Genomic DNA, 15057 nt, shown 5'->3' with positions numbered 1-15057 from the left:
GCCGCGCAGCGGCTGGACGTACGTCGGCAATCATGTTTCATCCCTACCGTTAGGAAGTGACTTGAAACTCAACCGATTCGGTGTCGCGGTGAGCGTCGTGACCGCTGGTGCGCTGGCGTTGTCGGGGTGCGGAAGTGACAACAACGCCGGTGGCGGAAGCGCCACGAGCGGTTCGTCGTCGGGCAAGGTCGCCTGTGGCGGAAAGAAGACCTTGAAGGCCAGCGGTTCAACCGCCCAGGCCAACGCGATGACGCGCTTCGTCAACGCCTTCGAGCAAGCCTGCTCCGGTCAGACGTTGAATTACACCGCCAATGGCTCGGGCGCGGGAATCAGTGAATTCAACGGCAATCAAACCGATTTCGGCGGATCGGACTCGCCCCTTGCTGCCAAGGAGTACGCGGCGGCGCAGCAGCGTTGCGGCTCACCGGCATGGAATCTGCCGGTGGTGTTCGGCCCGATCGCCATCACCTACAACGTCAAGGGCCTGAGTTCGCTGAGCCTCGACGGCCCGACGGCGGCGAAGATCTTCAACGGCGCCATCACGACGTGGAATGACCCGGCCATCGCGGCGCTCAACTCCGGTGTGACGTTGCCCGCCGAGCCGATTCACGTGGTGTTCCGCAACGACGAATCCGGCACCACGGACAATTTCCAGAAATACCTCGACGCCGCCTCCAACGGTGCGTGGGGCAAGGGCGCCGGAAAGACGTTCAAGGGCGGCGTCGGTGAGGGGGCCAAGGGCAACGACGGCACGTCGGCGGCGATCAAGGCCACCGAGGGATCCATCACCTACAACGAATGGTCGTTCGCTCAGGCGCAGAAACTGGACATGGCCAAGGTCGTCACGTCCGCCGGTCCCGACGCGGTCGCGATCAGCTCCGACTCGGTAGGCAAGACGATTTCCGGGGCCAAGATCAGCGGGCAGGGCAACGACCTGGTGCTCGACACGCTCTCCTTCTACAAGCCGACCCAACCCGGGTCGTACCCGATCGTGCTGGCAACGTATGAGATCGTTTGCTCGAAGTATCCCGATTCGCAGGTCGGCACCGCGGTGAAGGCGTTCCTGCAAAGTACGATCGGTGCGGGGCAGAGTGGCCTCGCCGACAATGGGTACATCCCCATCCCGGATTCGTTCAAGTCCAGGCTGTCGGCTTCGATCAACGCCATCACGTGATTTGAGGTGGTCGTGACCCGAGGAGCGGTAGCCAGCCCGTCGACTCCGAAAAAACCCGAGCTCGGGGCGCTGGGCGCGCCGTCAGCTCGGCGGGGTGACCGGCTGTTCAAGCTGACGGCTGCCGCTGCCGGTTCGACGATCGTGGTCGCGATCCTGCTGATCGCGGTGTTCCTGCTGATTCGTGCCGTTCCGTCGTTGCGGGTCAACCACGCGAACTTCTTCACCAGCGCCCAGTTCAGTACCTCGGACCCGGGGAAGCTGGCCTTCGGGATTCGTGACCTGTTGATGGTTACGGTACTCAGTTCGCTCACCGCGCTGGTGGTGGCGGTGCCGGTCGCGGTCGGGATCGCGGTCTTCCTTACCCAATACGCGCCCAAGCGGCTGGCTCGCCCGTTCGGGGCGATCGTCGACCTGCTGGCCGCGGTGCCCTCGATCATCTTCGGGTTGTGGGGCATCTTCGTGCTGGCGCCCTGGATCGAGCCGGTCGCGGCATTCCTCAATCGCAACCTGGGCTGGTTGTTCCTGTTCAAGCAGGGCAACGTCTCGCTGGCCGGTGGCGGCACCATCTTCACCGCGGGCATCGTGCTCTCGGCGATGATCCTGCCGATCATCACGTCGGTCTCCCGGGAAGTGTTCCGGCAGACCCCGCACATCCAGATGGAGGCGGCGCAAGCGCTGGGTGCCACCAAGTGGGAGGTGGTGCGGATGACCGTGCTGCCGTTCGGCCGCAGCGGGGTTATCGCGGCGTCCATGTTGGGGCTGGGCCGGGCACTCGGCGAGACGGTCGCGGTCCTGATCATTCTGCGTTCCGCCGCACGCCCGGGAAATTGGTCGCTGTTCGACGGCGGCTACACGTTCGCCTCGAAGATCGCCTCCGCGGCAGCAGAATTCAGTGAACCGTTGCCCACCGGTGCCTACATCGCCGCGGGATTCGCGTTGTTCGTCTTGACGTTCGTCGTCAACGCGCTCGCGCGTGCCATCGCCGGCGGGAAGGTCAACGGATGACGGCCAGCGCGTTCGACCGGCCGGTCAAAACCCAGGCGTTCCGGCCCGTCAGCATCCGGCGCCGGCTCACGAACAGCGCCGCGACCGTATTCTTCGTCGCCTCGTTCCTCATCGCGCTGGTGCCGCTGGTCTGGGTGCTGTCGGTCGTGGTGGCCCGGGGTTGGTACGCGGTCACCCGAACGGGTTGGTGGACCCACTCGCTGCACGGGATTTTGCCGGAGCAGTTTGCCGGCGGCATCTATCACGCGCTGTACGGAACCGTCGTGCAGGCCGGCGTCGCCGCCCTGTTGTCCGTACCGCTGGGCCTGATGACCGCCGTCTTCCTGGTGGAATACGGCTCCGGCCGGCTGGTGCGACTGACGACGTTCATGGTCGACGTGCTCGCCGGGGTGCCCTCCATCGTGGCGGCGCTGTTCATCTTCAGCCTCTGGATCGCCACCCTGGGATTCCAGCAGAGCTCGTTCGCCGTGTCGCTGGCGCTGGTCTTGTTGATGCTGCCGGTGGTGGTGCGGTCCGCCGAGGAGATGCTCAGGCTGGTGCCCGACGATCTGCGCGAAGCCAGCTACGCGCTCGGGGTTCCAAAGTGGAAGACCATCATGCGGATAGTGTTCCCGATCGCGATGCCCGGCATCGTCTCCGGCGTGTTGCTGTCCGTCGCGCGGGTGATCGGCGAAACCGCCCCGGTGCTGGTGCTGGTCGGCTACAGCCGGTCGATCAACGTCGACGTCTTCCACGGCAACATGGCCTCGCTCCCGCTGCTGATCTACACCGAACTCACCAATCCCGAGCACGCCGGTTTCCTGCGCATCTGGGGTGCGGCGCTGAGCCTGATCATCATCGTCGCCGTGATCAACCTGATCGCGGCGGCGACCCGGTTCCTGGCGACCCGCCGGCGCTGACCACGCGGCGGTTCCGCGTCAGGATTTCGATGCGGCCTTCTTGGCCGGTGTCTTCTTCGCGGTGGTCTTCTTGGCGGCCGTTTTCTTGGCCGGGGCCTTCTTCGCGGGAGCCTTCCCGTTACCGGAGCGCGCCTTCACGCTGGCTTCCAGCTTGGCCAGCAGGTCGGAGACGTCCTCGGTCTCGTCGAGTTCCTTCGGTTGCTCCTCGGTGGTAAAGGCTTCGCCGCCTTCGAGTTTCGCGTCGATAAGCTCCTGCAGCTGCTCCTGGTAGGTGTCGTGATAGCGGTCCGGATTGAAGTCTTCGGCCATCGACTCCACCACCTGACCGGCCATCTTGAGCTCCGCCGGCTTGATCTCGACTTCCTTGTCCAGCACCGGAAAGTCGGGGTCGCGGATTTCGTCGGGCCAGAGCAGGGTGTGCACCATCATCACGTCCCGCTTGCCGAAGTCCTTGACCCGCAACGCTGCCAGCCGCGTCTTGTTGCGCAGCGTAAAGTGCACGATCGCCATCCGATCGGTCTCGGCGAGCGTCTTTGCCAGCAGCACATAGGATTTCGACGACTTGGAATCCGGCTCCAGGAAGTAGCTACGGTCGAACAGCATGGGGTCGACCTCTTCGGCGGGAACGAACTCGAGTACCTCGATCTCGCGGCTGCGTTCTTCGGGCAGGGTGGAGATGTCGTCGTCGGTGATGATGACCATCTGCCCGTCGTCGGATTCGAACGCCCGGGCGATGTCGCGGTATTCGACGACCTCGCCGTCCACCTCGCAGACCCGTTGGTATCGGATGCGGCCGTTGTCCTTGGCGTGCACCTGATGGAACTTGATGTCGTGGTCCTGGGTGGCGCTGTACACCTTGACCGGGACGTTGACCAGCCCGAACGCGATCGAGCCCTTCCAGATGGAGCGCATGTAAGTCAGTATGCCCATACTGTTCGCCGGCTAACAGGACGCGGGGCCGTTGCGCCGCAGCTCGTGACCGCATCGAGGCCTGCCGAGAAGCTACGGCCGGTTTGCCCGGGCCCGCAGGTCGGCGCGAGAGGGAAGGTCTGCCCCGGGGCGGCCCACGGTCACGGACGACGAAAGGCTGGCCGCCTCGAGCGCTTCCGCGAGGACATTGATCGGGATGTTGCGCAGGGCGGCCCGGCGGTCGGCGCCCAATAAGTTCATTCCCCAGAGCGCATCGAGCAGGCCGACCGCGAAGGCGTCACCGGCGCCGACAGTGTCCACCACCCGGACTGGCCTGGCGGCCGCGCGTGCCTCGCCGGCCGAGCACACGGCGAGCGAGCCGCGGGCGCCCATCGTCACCGCCACGATCGCCGGTCCCGACGCCAGCCAGCTTCGAGCGGTCTGCTCCGGTTCGTGATCGGGGTCGATCCAGCGCAGGTCCTCGTCGCTGACCTTGACGACGTCGCTGAGCTCCACCAGGCGCGCGATGCGGGCGCGCGCCACGGCCGGGTCGTCGATCAGCGACGGCCGCACGTTCGGGTCGAAGGTGACCGTAGCCGAGACGCGGTAGGTCTCGATCAGCGCCGCGACCGCCAGGCAGCCCGGCTCCCGCACGGCGGCGATGGATCCGGTGTGGACGAACAGCGGTGGCGGAACTTCCGGGGTGCCGGAGAGCCGCCAGTCCAGATCGAACACGTAGGCCGCCGACCCGTCCCCGGCGAGGGTCGCTACCGCGGTCGGTGTCCGGATAGCCGCAACGCTGCCCGGGACGAGCTGTGCGCCAGCGGTTTTCACGTAGTCGGCGATGCGCCGGCCATAGGGGTCGTCGGCGATGTGGGTCAGGAAGTCGACGTCGCGGCCCAGCCGGGCGAGTCCGACGGCGACGTTGAGCGGACTGCCACCGACATGCTCGTCGCCGTCGACAATGTCGATCAGTGACTCGCCGATCACCAGCCCGCGGGTCATCGCACCAAAGCCTCCAGCGTCGCCCGAGCCCCCTTGCTGTGCAACGAATCCAGCGCCCAGCAATACGCCTCGACAAACCGCGGCTGGTGGGCCAGATCGCAGAACACGGCGGTCACCTCAATGAACGCGGTCGGATTCTGGTGTTGCGACCGGGCGATCGGGATGAGCGAATCCGCGAGCTGATCCACCACCTCGTACGGCTTACCCCATTCGTCGGTGCCCTCGGCGTAGCGCGCCCAGCTGGCCGCCGCCGCGGCCGCCAATTGAACCGGCCCGTCGGTGGCCAGGTTGTCGCAGATGACGGGAAACAGCCATTTCGGGATGCGGTCCGACGAGTAGGCGCACAGGCGCGCGACGGTGTCGCGCACGGCCGGGTTGGCGAACCGCTCGACCAGCGTGCGGCCGTATTCGTGCAGGTCGATTCCCGGCACCGGCGGCAGGGTGGGGATGGCCTCGGTGTCGAAGTAAGAGAGCAAGAATTCGGCGAATAGGGGATCGCGGGCCGCCTCGTGGACGAACTGGAAGCCGCACAGATGCGCGAAGTAGGCCAGGCACTGATGCCCCGCGTTGAGCAGCCGCAGCTTCATCAGCTCGTAGTGGCGCACGTCGTCGACCATCAGCACCCCCGCTTGTTCCAGCGGCGGCCGACCGTCGGCGAAGTCGTCTTCGATCACCCAGGCGGTGAAGGGTTCGGCAACCACCGGCCACCGGTCGTCGACGCCGAAGTCGCGCCGTACCTCCGCGGCCATCTCCAAAGTCGTTGCTGGAGTGATGCGGTCAACCATCGAACTCGGGAATCGGGCGTGCTCCGCCACCCACTCGGCCAACGCGGGGTCTCTGCGTTCGGCGCTGGCGAGCACGGTACGCCTGGCGACTTCACCGTTGTTCTCGATGTTGTCGCAGGAGACCACGGTCGGCGCGGGGACGTCTCGATCGCGCCGCCTGGCGAGCGCCTCGGTGATCAACGCGAACGCCGGCCCATCGGGATCGCGGTACCCGCCTTCGGTGATGGTCAGCGAGATGATCCGGGTCGATGCCGCCGCGAGCACCTCTAACGCTGATTCCGGATCGTCCGGGGCGTAGCGGTAGTCAACGATCGACCCGATGACTTGGGCATCCCGGCTGCCGTTGGGATTCTCCAAGATCAACGTGTACAGCCCGTCCTGGCCGTTGAGGACGTCGCGCATGGTCCAGTCGGCGGGCATCACCCCGACGCCGCAGATGCCCCAGTCGTGTGCCAGGCCCTGCTGCATCAGCAGGTTGAGGTACGCAGCCTGATGCGCGCGGTGGAAATGACCGGCGCCGATATGCGCGATGCCGACGGTCACCTTGCCGCGGTCATAGTTCGGTGCCTCGATCGGCAGTTCGGAAAGCGACGCATTGTTCAGGTTGATCGCGCTAGCCACCACTGGCCAACTCCTCACCGGGCCACGGCCCGGATCGTTACCGGGCTCGCAACACCTCTCGACGGGTATGACGGCCGCGGGCCGAAGCCCACTCGATGCCCTACGCGAGGGGGGAACCTCCGGTCGGCACAGCCGACAACAGCAGGACATCGGCAAGCGCACGCCACGAATCGGTTATTGCGACTGCGCCGGCATCGATCAATTCCGCTCGGCGGCAATCCCGTTCGTCGGGTAACACGAACATCAGGTTGCCCACGGTGGCGAAGCCGGCCGCGACCGCGGAACTCACGCCGGCCACGGAGTCTTCGATTGCCAGCCCTTGTTCGGCTGCGACGCCCATGACCTCGCCGGAATGCAGGTACACCGCCGGGTCCGGTTTGCTTGTCGGCACCGGAAGTGAGTCCTCCGCACTGAAAGTCACGGCCTCCGGTATCAGCGAGTCGATGCCGGTGGCGGTGAAGCAGGCACGCAGACGCTTGGTGGCGCTGGAGCTCACGGCCGCCAGCGCGTAGTGCGGTGCGAGGTCTCGCAGCGGTTCCAGCACGTGCGGGTCGGGGGTCAGGGTGACGGCGAGATGAGCGGTGACCCGTTCGCGCTCTTCGAGCACCCAATGCTCGAGTTCGTCGGCGGACAACGCGTTGCCCTTCGCCAGGTCACCGGCTGAGGCGACCACCGCCGCGGGAAGGCCGTCTGCCAGCGCTGGGTCGAGCGGCAACCGGCACTGGACCGCCAGGCCCAGAGCCATGGCGCGGAAGTTCTTACCGACGGCCCGCTTACGCAACTCCTCCGAGTCGAGCGGAGCGGTCACCCCGAACCTGGCCAGGAAGCGATTCATCACCTCGGTCGACGCCTCGAACGCCGGCCTCTCCGAAGCGAACAGGTTGTCATCGGCGTCACACAGCAAAGTCGTGATCGGCGCCGGGTCGAACGTGCGCACAAAGGTCAGCTCATCGGTCATCGTGCCACCAACTCTCGCTCGTCGTTGCGCATCGCCGCACGCAGCGTGGGCATCACGCCGCGCGTGTCGATCTGCGCAATCATCTCGCCGAGGCGCTCCGCAAAGCCGGGAACCGCGCGCAGCTCGGCGAACATCGCATGCCGCAGCAGCGGATCGGGGTTGTTGCCCGCCATGTTGGCCAACTTAGCCACCGGTATCGCCTGCGAGTCGTCGAGGCGAAGCTTGCGGCCCTGGAGGTCGTGGCCGCGCATGTACCTGGCCCATCCGGCAACGGCCAGCATCAGCAGCGTGTGCGGTCTACCCTGCGCGATCGCCTCCTGCAGGGAGGGCAGCACAAACGAGGTGATTTTGCTCGTTCCCCGCCGGGCCAGCCGCGACAATTGATCGCTCATACGGGGATTGCCGAGCCGATCGAGCAAGGTGGCCCGGTATTCGGGGGTGTTCATCCCGGGGATGGCGGGCAGCAGCGGTTGAATTTCGTCGCGCAGCAGCCTCTCGACGTAATCGAAGATGACGCGGTCGCGCATCGCTTCGTCGGTGCGCTGGTAACCGGCCAGCGTGGCCAGGCACGCGAGCGCGATGTGGGTTCCGTTGAGAAGCCGGGTCTTGATCAGCTTGTGACCGCTGACATCGGCAACGAACTCGGCACCGACCTCCTCGAGCGGCGGCCGCCCGTTGCTGAACGAATCCTCGATCACCCATTGGCGATACGGCTCGGTCACGACCGGACACCGGTCGGCCACGCCGAACGTCTGCTCGACGAATTCGCGCTCCGAGTTCGAGGTTTGCGGGGTGATGCGATCGACCATGGTCGACGGGAACGCGACATGCTTATCGATCCAGCGGCCAAGCCCCGGATCCTTGCACGCGGCGAACGACACCAGCGCGGTTCTCGCCGGCCGGGTGTCGCCGGGAATGTTGTCGCAGCAGAGCACGGTGAACGGCGCGAAGCCCGCGCGGCGGCGCCGATCGAGAGCTTCGGCCAGATATCCCCACGCGGTGGCGTAGCCATCGGACGCGACCAGGTCGGCGCGAACGTCGGGGTGGTTGACGTCGAACTCGTCGGTGACCGGATCCAGGAAGTATCCGTTGTCGGTGATGGTCAGGCTGACGATTCGGGTTTGGGGATCGGCCAGGGCGGCACGGACCGCGGCGCCGTCATTCGGCGCGTAATGGACGGAGCCGATCGATCCGACCACGCGGGCGGTCTGGCCGTCATGGCCGCGCTGCACGACGGTGTAAAGCCCGTCCTGTGCCGATAGCAAGTCTTTGGCGCCGGGGGAGTGCAGGCTCACGCCGGTAACACCCCAACGATGCGAAATGCCTGAGCGGGCAAGGTCGTCGAAGTAAACGGCCTGATGTGCACGGTGGAAGTTACCCGCGCCGATGTGCACGACACCGCGTTGCAGGGCCGATCTCTCGTAAGTGGGTATTGCGATTCGCTGGGAGTGCAGTTGCAGGGTGGCATTGCTGAGGGGGACGCCGCCTTCTGGACGCCGGGACAATATGCGCATCGGTACTCCGTGCCCGGGGTGCCCGCGCGTCTAACGCCTTCGTAATCGATGTCACATAAATTTACGTTTGAGACATAATCCGTGGTGGGAAGCCATGATCGCTGCTCAAACGCGTAAGTTGACACCATGGCACCGCGGGTGAAGCTCACCAACGCCGACAAGGTGCTCTACCCCGCCACCGGCACCACAAAGCGGGACGTCTTCGACTACTACACCCGCATCGCCGAGGTGATGATCCCGCACATCGCGGGGCGCCCGGCCACCCGCAAACGCTGGCCCAATGGCGTCGAACAGGATTCGTTCTTCGAGAAGCAACTGGCTTCGTCGGCGCCGGACTGGCTGCCGCGCGCGAGCGTCACACACCGGTCCGGAACCACGACGTATCCGATCATCGACAGCCCCGAAGGGCTGGCCTGGATCGCGCAACAAGCAGCGCTGGAAGTGCACGTGCCGCAATGGCGGTTCGTCGCCGAGTGGACCCGAAGCAAAGCGGAAGAGCTCAAGCCCGGTCCGGCCACCCGATTGGTGTTCGACCTCGACCCCGGTGAAGGCGTCACCATGGCCCAGCTCGCCGAGGTGGCCCATGCCGTGCGCGATCTCATTGGCGGAATCGGTCTGACCCTGTTTCCGCTCACCAGCGGTAGCAAAGGCCTGCACCTCTACGCACCGCTGGCGGAGCCGGTGAGCAGCAAGGGGGCGACGGTGTTGGCGAAACGGGTTGCCCAGCAACTGGAAAAGTCGATGCCCAAGCTGGTCACGTCGACCATGACCCGGAGCCTGCGCGCGGGAAAGGTGTTCCTGGACTGGAGCCAGAACAACGGGGCGAAGACGACCATCGCGCCGTATTCGTTGCGCGGGCGCGAACATCCCACGGTCGCGGCGCCGCGCACCTGGGAGGAACTCGCCGCCCCGGCATCGCTGCGTCAATTGCGCTACGACGAGGTCCTGGACCGGGTGGCGCGTGACGGCGACCTGCTGGCGGCGCTGGACAACGAGGTCGCCGTCCCGGACCGATTGACCAAGTACCGCAGCATGCGGGACGCGTCGAAAACTCCGGAGCCCGTTCCCCGGACGAAACCGACCACGGGCCAAGGCAATTCCTTCGTCATTCAGGAGCACCATGCCCGCCGGCTGCACTACGACTTCCGGCTGGAGAAAGACGGCGTGCTGGTGTCGTGGGCGGTGCCGAAGAACCTGCCCGAAACCACTTCGGTGAACCACCTGGCGGTGCACACCGAGGATCATCCGCTCGAGTACGGCAGCTTCGAGGGCAGCATCCCCAAGGGGGAGTACGGGGCCGGCAAGGTGATCATCTGGGATTCCGGGACTTATGAGGCGGAGAAGTTTCTCGAGGACGAGGTCATCGTCAATCTGCACGGCAGAAAGATCTCCGGCCGCTATGCGCTGATCCAGACCAACGGTGACCAGTGGCTGGCGCACCGGATGAAAGACCAGAAGGTCTTCGACTTCGACGGGATAGCGCCCATGCTCGCCACCCACGGCTCGGTGTCGGCGTGCAAGGCGAGCCAGTGGGCCTTCGAAGGCAAATGGGACGGCTACCGGCTGCTGGTCGAAATCGACCACGGCGCCCTGCGGGTAAGGTCGCGGCGCGGTCGCGAGGTCACCAACGAATATCACCAATTACGTTCGCTCGCAGCAGATCTCGCCGATCACCACGTGGTGCTCGACGGGGAGGCCGTCGTCTTGGACGCCGCCGGGGTGCCGAGCTTTCACGCGATGCAGAACCGCGGCCGCGGCAGCCGAGTGGAGTACTGGGCGTTCGATTTGCTGTATCTCGACGGTCGATCGCTGTTGAGGGCACGCTACCAGGACCGCCGAAAGTTGTTGGAAACGCTCGCAAGCGGCAGTGACCTCATCGTCCCCGAGTTGTTGCCGGGCGATGGGAATCAGGCGCTGGAGCACTCGGGCAAGCACGGCTGGGAGGGCGTGGTCGCCAAGAGGCGCGACTCCACCTATCAGCCGGGGCGACGCTCGGCGTCGTGGATCAAGGACAAGCATTGGAACACCCAGGAAGTCGTCATCGGCGGCTGGAAGGCGGGCGAGGGCGGCCGCAGCAGCGGCATCGGCTCGCTGCTCATGGGCATTCCCACCGGCAACGGCCTGCACTTCGCCGGGCGGGTCGGCACCGGGTTCACCGAGCGTGACCTGGCGAACCTGAAGAAGACCCTGGCGCCGCTGCACACCGACCAATCCCCCTTCACCCCACCGCTTCCCCGCAACGAGGCCAGGGGCGTGACCTACGTCGAGCCGGTGCTGGTGGGGGAGGTGCGCTACAGCGAGTGGACCCCCGATGACCGGTTACGCCAATCGAGCTGGCGCGGACTGCGGCCGGACAAGGAACCGAGTGAGGTGGTGCGCGAATGAAATGGGTGACCTACCTGGACGCCAGCGGTGAACGCACCGGGGTGCTCTCCGGTGACGCCATCCACGCGATGCCCGCTGGCGTGACGCTGCTCGGGCTGATCGGCCGCGGCGCCGACGGGTTGCGTGCGGCCGGGGAGGAGGTGCTGCGCGCACCGGCGGCGACCGTGCCAGTGGGGACGGTGCGGCTCTTGGCCCCGATCCCGCGGCCGCCGTCCATCCGCGACTCGTTGTGTTTTCTGGACCACATGCGCAACTGCCAGGCCGCGCTCGGCGCCGGGCGAACGCTCGCCGACACCTGGTACCGGATACCGGCGTTCTACTTCGCCTGTCCGGCAACGGTTCTGGGACCCTACGAGGACGCCCCCACCGCGCCCGGGAGTGCTTGGCAGGACTTCGAATTGGAGATCGCCGCGGTCATCGGTACGGGTGGGCGGGACCTCTCGGTCGAGGAAGCCGAACGCGCCATCATCGGCTACACCATCTTCAACGACTGGTCCGCGCGTGACCTGCAGCAAATGGAAAGCCAACTCGGGATTGGGCAGGGCAAGGGCAAAGACAGCGGCGTCACGCTGGGCCCGTACTTGGTGACGCCCGACGAGCTCGAGCCCTACCGGCGGGACGGCAGGCTCGACCTGCGGGTGACCGCCCTGGTCAACGACGCCGTGATCGGGTCGGGATCGACCGCTCAAATGGATTGGACCTTCGGGGAAGTCATCTCCTACGCGTCGCGCGGTGTGACGCTCGTCCCCGGCGACGTCATCGGCTCCGGCACCGTGCCGACCTGCACGCTGGTCGAGCACCTGAACCCGACGGCGCTGGACTCGTTCCCCGGCTGGCTGCACGACGGCGACGTCGTCACGCTTCAGGTCCAGGGGCTCGGCGAGACCCGGCAAACCGTGCGGGCCGGCGGCGCACCGCATCCCCTGGCGGCCCGGCCCAATCCGGACGCGGCGCCCGCCCCGCGTCGGGTGAACCGGGCACCCGCGAAGGTGCCCTACACCCGCGACCTGCACGAGGTCGCCGACCGGGTGTGGGCGTGGACGCTGCCGGACGGCGGCTACGGGTGGAGCAACGCCGGGCTGGTCGCCGGCGAGGGGGCATCCCTGCTCGTCGACACCCTGTTCGACCTGGCGCTGACGCGCGAAATGCTCACCGCGATGCGGGATATCACCTCGTCGGCACCCATCACCGACGCGCTGATCACCCACTCGAACGGGGACCACACCCACGGCAACCAACTGCTCGACGCCTCGGTGCGGATCATCGCCGCACAGGGTACCGCCGACGAGATCGCGCACGGGATGGCGCCCGAGATGCTGGCGATGGCGCAGACCGCGAACCTCGGGCCGGTTGCCACCCCTTACACGCGAGACCGCTTCGGGCACTTCGACTTCAGCGGCATCACGGTGCGCAACGCGGATCAGACGTTCGACCGTGAGCTGACCATCGAGGTGGGTGGGCGGCGTATCGACCTGCTGAACCTGGGGCCCGCGCATACCGCAGCGGATTCGGTGGTCCACGTACCCGACGCGGGGGTCCTATTCGGGGGCGACCTGCTGTTCATCGGCTGCACCCCGATTGTGTGGGCCGGCCCGATCGCCAACTGGATCGCCGCGTGCGACGCGATGATGGCGCTCGACGCGCCGACAGTGGTGCCCGGCCATGGCCCCGTCAGCGACCCGGACGGAATCCGTGCGGTCCGTGGATATCTCGCGCACGTCTCCGAACAAGCTGAGGCCGCCCACCGCCGGGGGCTGTTGTGGTCCGAAGCGGCCGACACCATCGACCTCGGTGAGTACGCGACCTGGCTGGACGCGGAGCGCGTGGTCGTCAACGTTTACCAGCGCTACCGCGAACTAGAGCCCGATACCCCGCAGCTGGAGGTCATGGCCCTGCTGGTGATGCAGGCCGAGTGGCTGGCCAAGCGGGGCTAGAGCCGCACGGCCCGCACGAATTCGATCGTGGTCGCCGGGACCTGCTCGGCCGCCGGCCCCAACTCCGGCAACCCGGCGGCGGTGAACAGATCGGTGAGCCGGGATTCGGTTGTTTCCCAACCGTTCTCGTGCAGATGCGCCGCGACGTCGGTGTGCTCGCCCGGATACGTCAAGCTGGTCAGGTCCATCTCGAGTCCCTGCCGTCGCCAGCCCTCGTTCATGACCCGGGCCTGTTCCTGCGCCGTCGGCGAGGTGCCGGTCACGGTGCCGTAGTCCGCGGCGAACCGGCTGCCCTCGGCGGACAGCGGGATGATGGAGTCCAGCAGCCGAACCTCGGCCTCGGGAGGGAGCCATCCGATGAGCACCCCCTCGGCGAGCCAGGCCGTGGGATGGGCCGGATCGAAGCCCTGCTCCTGCAGCGCGGCCGGCCAGTCCTCGCGCAGATCGATCCCCACCTCGCGAAGCTTGGCGGTGGGGGCCGCCCCGATCCCCGACATCGTCGCCGCCTTGAACGCGATCACCTCGGGCTGATCGATCTCGTACACCGTCGTGCCGATCGGCCAGCGCAGCCGGTAGGCGCGGGAATCCAGTCCCGAGGCCACGATCACCACCTGCAGCAGCCCCGCTTGGCCGGCCGCTGCGAAATAGTCATCGAAGTACCGGGCGCGGGCGGCGAACGTGTCGACCATCCGATGAAATCCGACGCTCTGCTCGAGCTCGTCGGAATCCAGTTCGCCGCTGGCGAGCCTGGTGAACACGTCCAATCCCACGGCACGCACCAGCGGCTCGGCGAAGTCGTCGGTGACGACCGGCTGCGGACGCTTGCTCGCGGCGGCCCTGGAGGCGGCGACCATGGTGGCCGTCGCTCCCACGCTGTTGGCCAGGTCCCAGCTGTCACCTTCGGTTCGTGCCATGGTTTCTCCTTCGATGTGGCGGCCAAACCACGGTATGCCCCGCCGGTGAATATCGCGTCGCTTACGGTTTCTCGTATGCCCGCAGTGGAATTGGAAACCCTCGAAGGCGACATCGCCCGCATCACCTTGAATCGCCCGGAGCGCCTGAACGCCATCGACGGATCGCTGATCGACGGCGTGGAGCGTGCCTTGGACGTCCTCGTCAGCGGCGAGTTCAGGGCCGCGATCCTGACCGGCGCCGGACGCGGATTCTGCGCCGGGGCCGACTTGAGCGGTACCGGCGAGCCGTGGACCAAACCCAGGCCGTCGACCCCGCCGTTCAAGGTCAACTACGACTCCCAGGTCCGCCTGGCCGAGCTGTTCACCCGGATCTACGAGCTGCCCATCCCGGTGATCGCCGCCGTCAACGGCGTGGCCGTCGGGGGAGGGCTGGCGTTCGCACTGGTCTCCGACATCCGTGTCGCCTCCGAGGCGGCCCGGTTCTCCTCGGCGTTCATCAAGGCTGGCTTCTCGTCGATGGACATGGGCACCAGCTATCTGCTGCCGAAGATCGTCGGCGCGGGAGTGGCGCGCGAACTCATGCTGACCGGCCGCATCATCGACGCGGAGGAGGCCTACCGCATCAAGCTGGTGCACGAGGTGGTGGCCCCCGACGAGCTGATGACGGCCGCGCTGAAGGTCGCCCGGTCGATCGCCGAGAACAACGCCTACGGCGTCTGGCAGACCAAGATCGGGCTCAACGCGGCACTGGACGCGCCCAGCTTGCGGCATGCCATCGAGATCGAGAACCGCACCCAGATCCTCACCGGTTTCACCAACAACCCGGCCGAGGCGGCCAAGGCGCACCGGGAGAAGCGGGCTCCGAAGTGGGATCCGCTGTGACCGCCGCGCCTGATGGCGGCGGCCCGCTTCGCCCGGCTGCCGCCGCGCTTGCGACCGCCGCGCCTGATGGCG

General features: G+C 66.7%; 12 protein-coding genes. 6 read left to right on the top strand and 6 right to left on the bottom strand.

All coding sequences use genetic code 11. The features are described 5' to 3' along the window. Positions 1-61: 61 nt before the first annotated feature. From pstS to pstA, 3 genes are read left to right on the top strand one after another with little or no spacing between them, the layout of a single operon-like run. Entirely contained in the window at positions 62-1174 is a 1113-nt protein-coding gene (pstS, locus tag H7J89_RS20640; protein WP_264046046.1) for a phosphate ABC transporter substrate-binding protein PstS, read from the top strand. Between the two features lie 6 nt (positions 1175-1180). Next, positions 1181-2179 carry a phosphate ABC transporter permease subunit PstC gene (pstC, locus tag H7J89_RS20635; RefSeq protein ID WP_372513810.1) on the top strand — a complete coding sequence of 333 codons (999 nt, stop codon included), beginning with the start codon at positions 1181-1183 and terminating at the stop codon, positions 2177-2179. Continuing rightward, a complete protein-coding gene (gene pstA, locus H7J89_RS20630; protein ID WP_264046044.1) occupies positions 2176-3078 on the top strand; it encodes a phosphate ABC transporter permease PstA in 903 nt (300 codons plus the stop codon). Before pstC ends, pstA begins: the two co-directional genes overlap by 4 nt. An 18-nt stretch (positions 3079-3096) precedes the next feature. On the opposite strand, the gene ku is transcribed toward pstA, so the two are convergent. The 5 genes from ku to H7J89_RS20605 all read right to left on the bottom strand — a co-directional run bounded on the left by ku (position 3097) and on the right by H7J89_RS20605 (position 8870). Beyond that, positions 3097-3990 carry a non-homologous end joining protein Ku gene (ku, locus tag H7J89_RS20625; RefSeq protein ID WP_264046042.1) on the bottom strand — a complete coding sequence of 298 codons (894 nt, stop codon included), beginning with the start codon at positions 3988-3990 and terminating at the stop codon, positions 3097-3099. Positions 3991-4080: 90 nt separating this feature from the next. Continuing rightward, on the bottom strand, positions 4081-4992 hold the full coding sequence (locus H7J89_RS20620; RefSeq protein WP_264046040.1) for a carbohydrate kinase family protein: 912 nt from the start codon (positions 4990-4992) through the stop codon (positions 4081-4083). Continuing rightward, complete coding sequence (locus H7J89_RS20615; RefSeq protein ID WP_264046038.1) at positions 4989-6401, bottom strand: mannitol dehydrogenase family protein; 1413 nt, start codon at positions 6399-6401, stop codon at positions 4989-4991. Before H7J89_RS20615 ends, H7J89_RS20620 begins: the two co-directional genes overlap by 4 nt. Positions 6402-6498: 97 nt before the next feature. Beyond that, positions 6499-7356 (bottom strand): HAD family hydrolase, encoded by an 858-nt coding sequence (locus tag H7J89_RS20610; RefSeq protein ID WP_264046036.1) that lies wholly within the window; start codon positions 7354-7356, stop codon positions 6499-6501. After that, a complete protein-coding gene (locus H7J89_RS20605; RefSeq protein WP_264046032.1) occupies positions 7353-8870 on the bottom strand; it encodes a mannitol dehydrogenase family protein in 1518 nt (505 codons plus the stop codon). Before H7J89_RS20605 ends, H7J89_RS20610 begins: the two co-directional genes overlap by 4 nt. 126 nt (positions 8871-8996) lie before the next feature. On the opposite strand from H7J89_RS20605, the gene H7J89_RS20600 reads away from it, so the two are divergent. Together H7J89_RS20600 and H7J89_RS20595 are read left to right on the top strand one after the other, a co-directional pair. After that, complete coding sequence (locus H7J89_RS20600; protein ID WP_264046030.1) at positions 8997-11255, top strand: ATP-dependent DNA ligase; 2259 nt, start codon at positions 8997-8999, stop codon at positions 11253-11255. Continuing rightward, positions 11252-13189 carry a fumarylacetoacetate hydrolase family protein gene (locus H7J89_RS20595; protein ID WP_264046028.1) on the top strand — a complete coding sequence of 646 codons (1938 nt, stop codon included), beginning with the start codon at positions 11252-11254 and terminating at the stop codon, positions 13187-13189. The genes H7J89_RS20600 and H7J89_RS20595 overlap by 4 nt, the downstream gene beginning before the upstream one ends. Here the strand turns inward: H7J89_RS20595 and H7J89_RS20590 are convergent. Next, a complete protein-coding gene (locus H7J89_RS20590) occupies positions 13186-14103 on the bottom strand; it encodes an SAM-dependent methyltransferase (protein WP_264046026.1) in 918 nt (305 codons plus the stop codon). The two genes, H7J89_RS20595 and H7J89_RS20590, sit on opposite strands and share 4 nt — an antisense overlap. An 84-nt stretch (positions 14104-14187) precedes the next feature. Between H7J89_RS20590 and H7J89_RS20585 the strand changes: the two genes are divergently transcribed. Further along, a complete protein-coding gene (locus H7J89_RS20585; RefSeq protein ID WP_264046146.1) occupies positions 14188-14985 on the top strand; it encodes an enoyl-CoA hydratase/isomerase family protein in 798 nt (265 codons plus the stop codon). Positions 14986-15057 lie beyond the last annotated feature (72 nt).

It is taken from the genome of Mycobacterium paraffinicum, from assembly GCF_025822865.1.
Taxonomy (GTDB): domain Bacteria; phylum Actinomycetota; class Actinomycetes; order Mycobacteriales; family Mycobacteriaceae; genus Mycobacterium; species Mycobacterium paraffinicum.
Note: the sequence above shows the minus strand (reverse complement) of the source record. Positions and strands in the feature narration are given on the sequence as shown.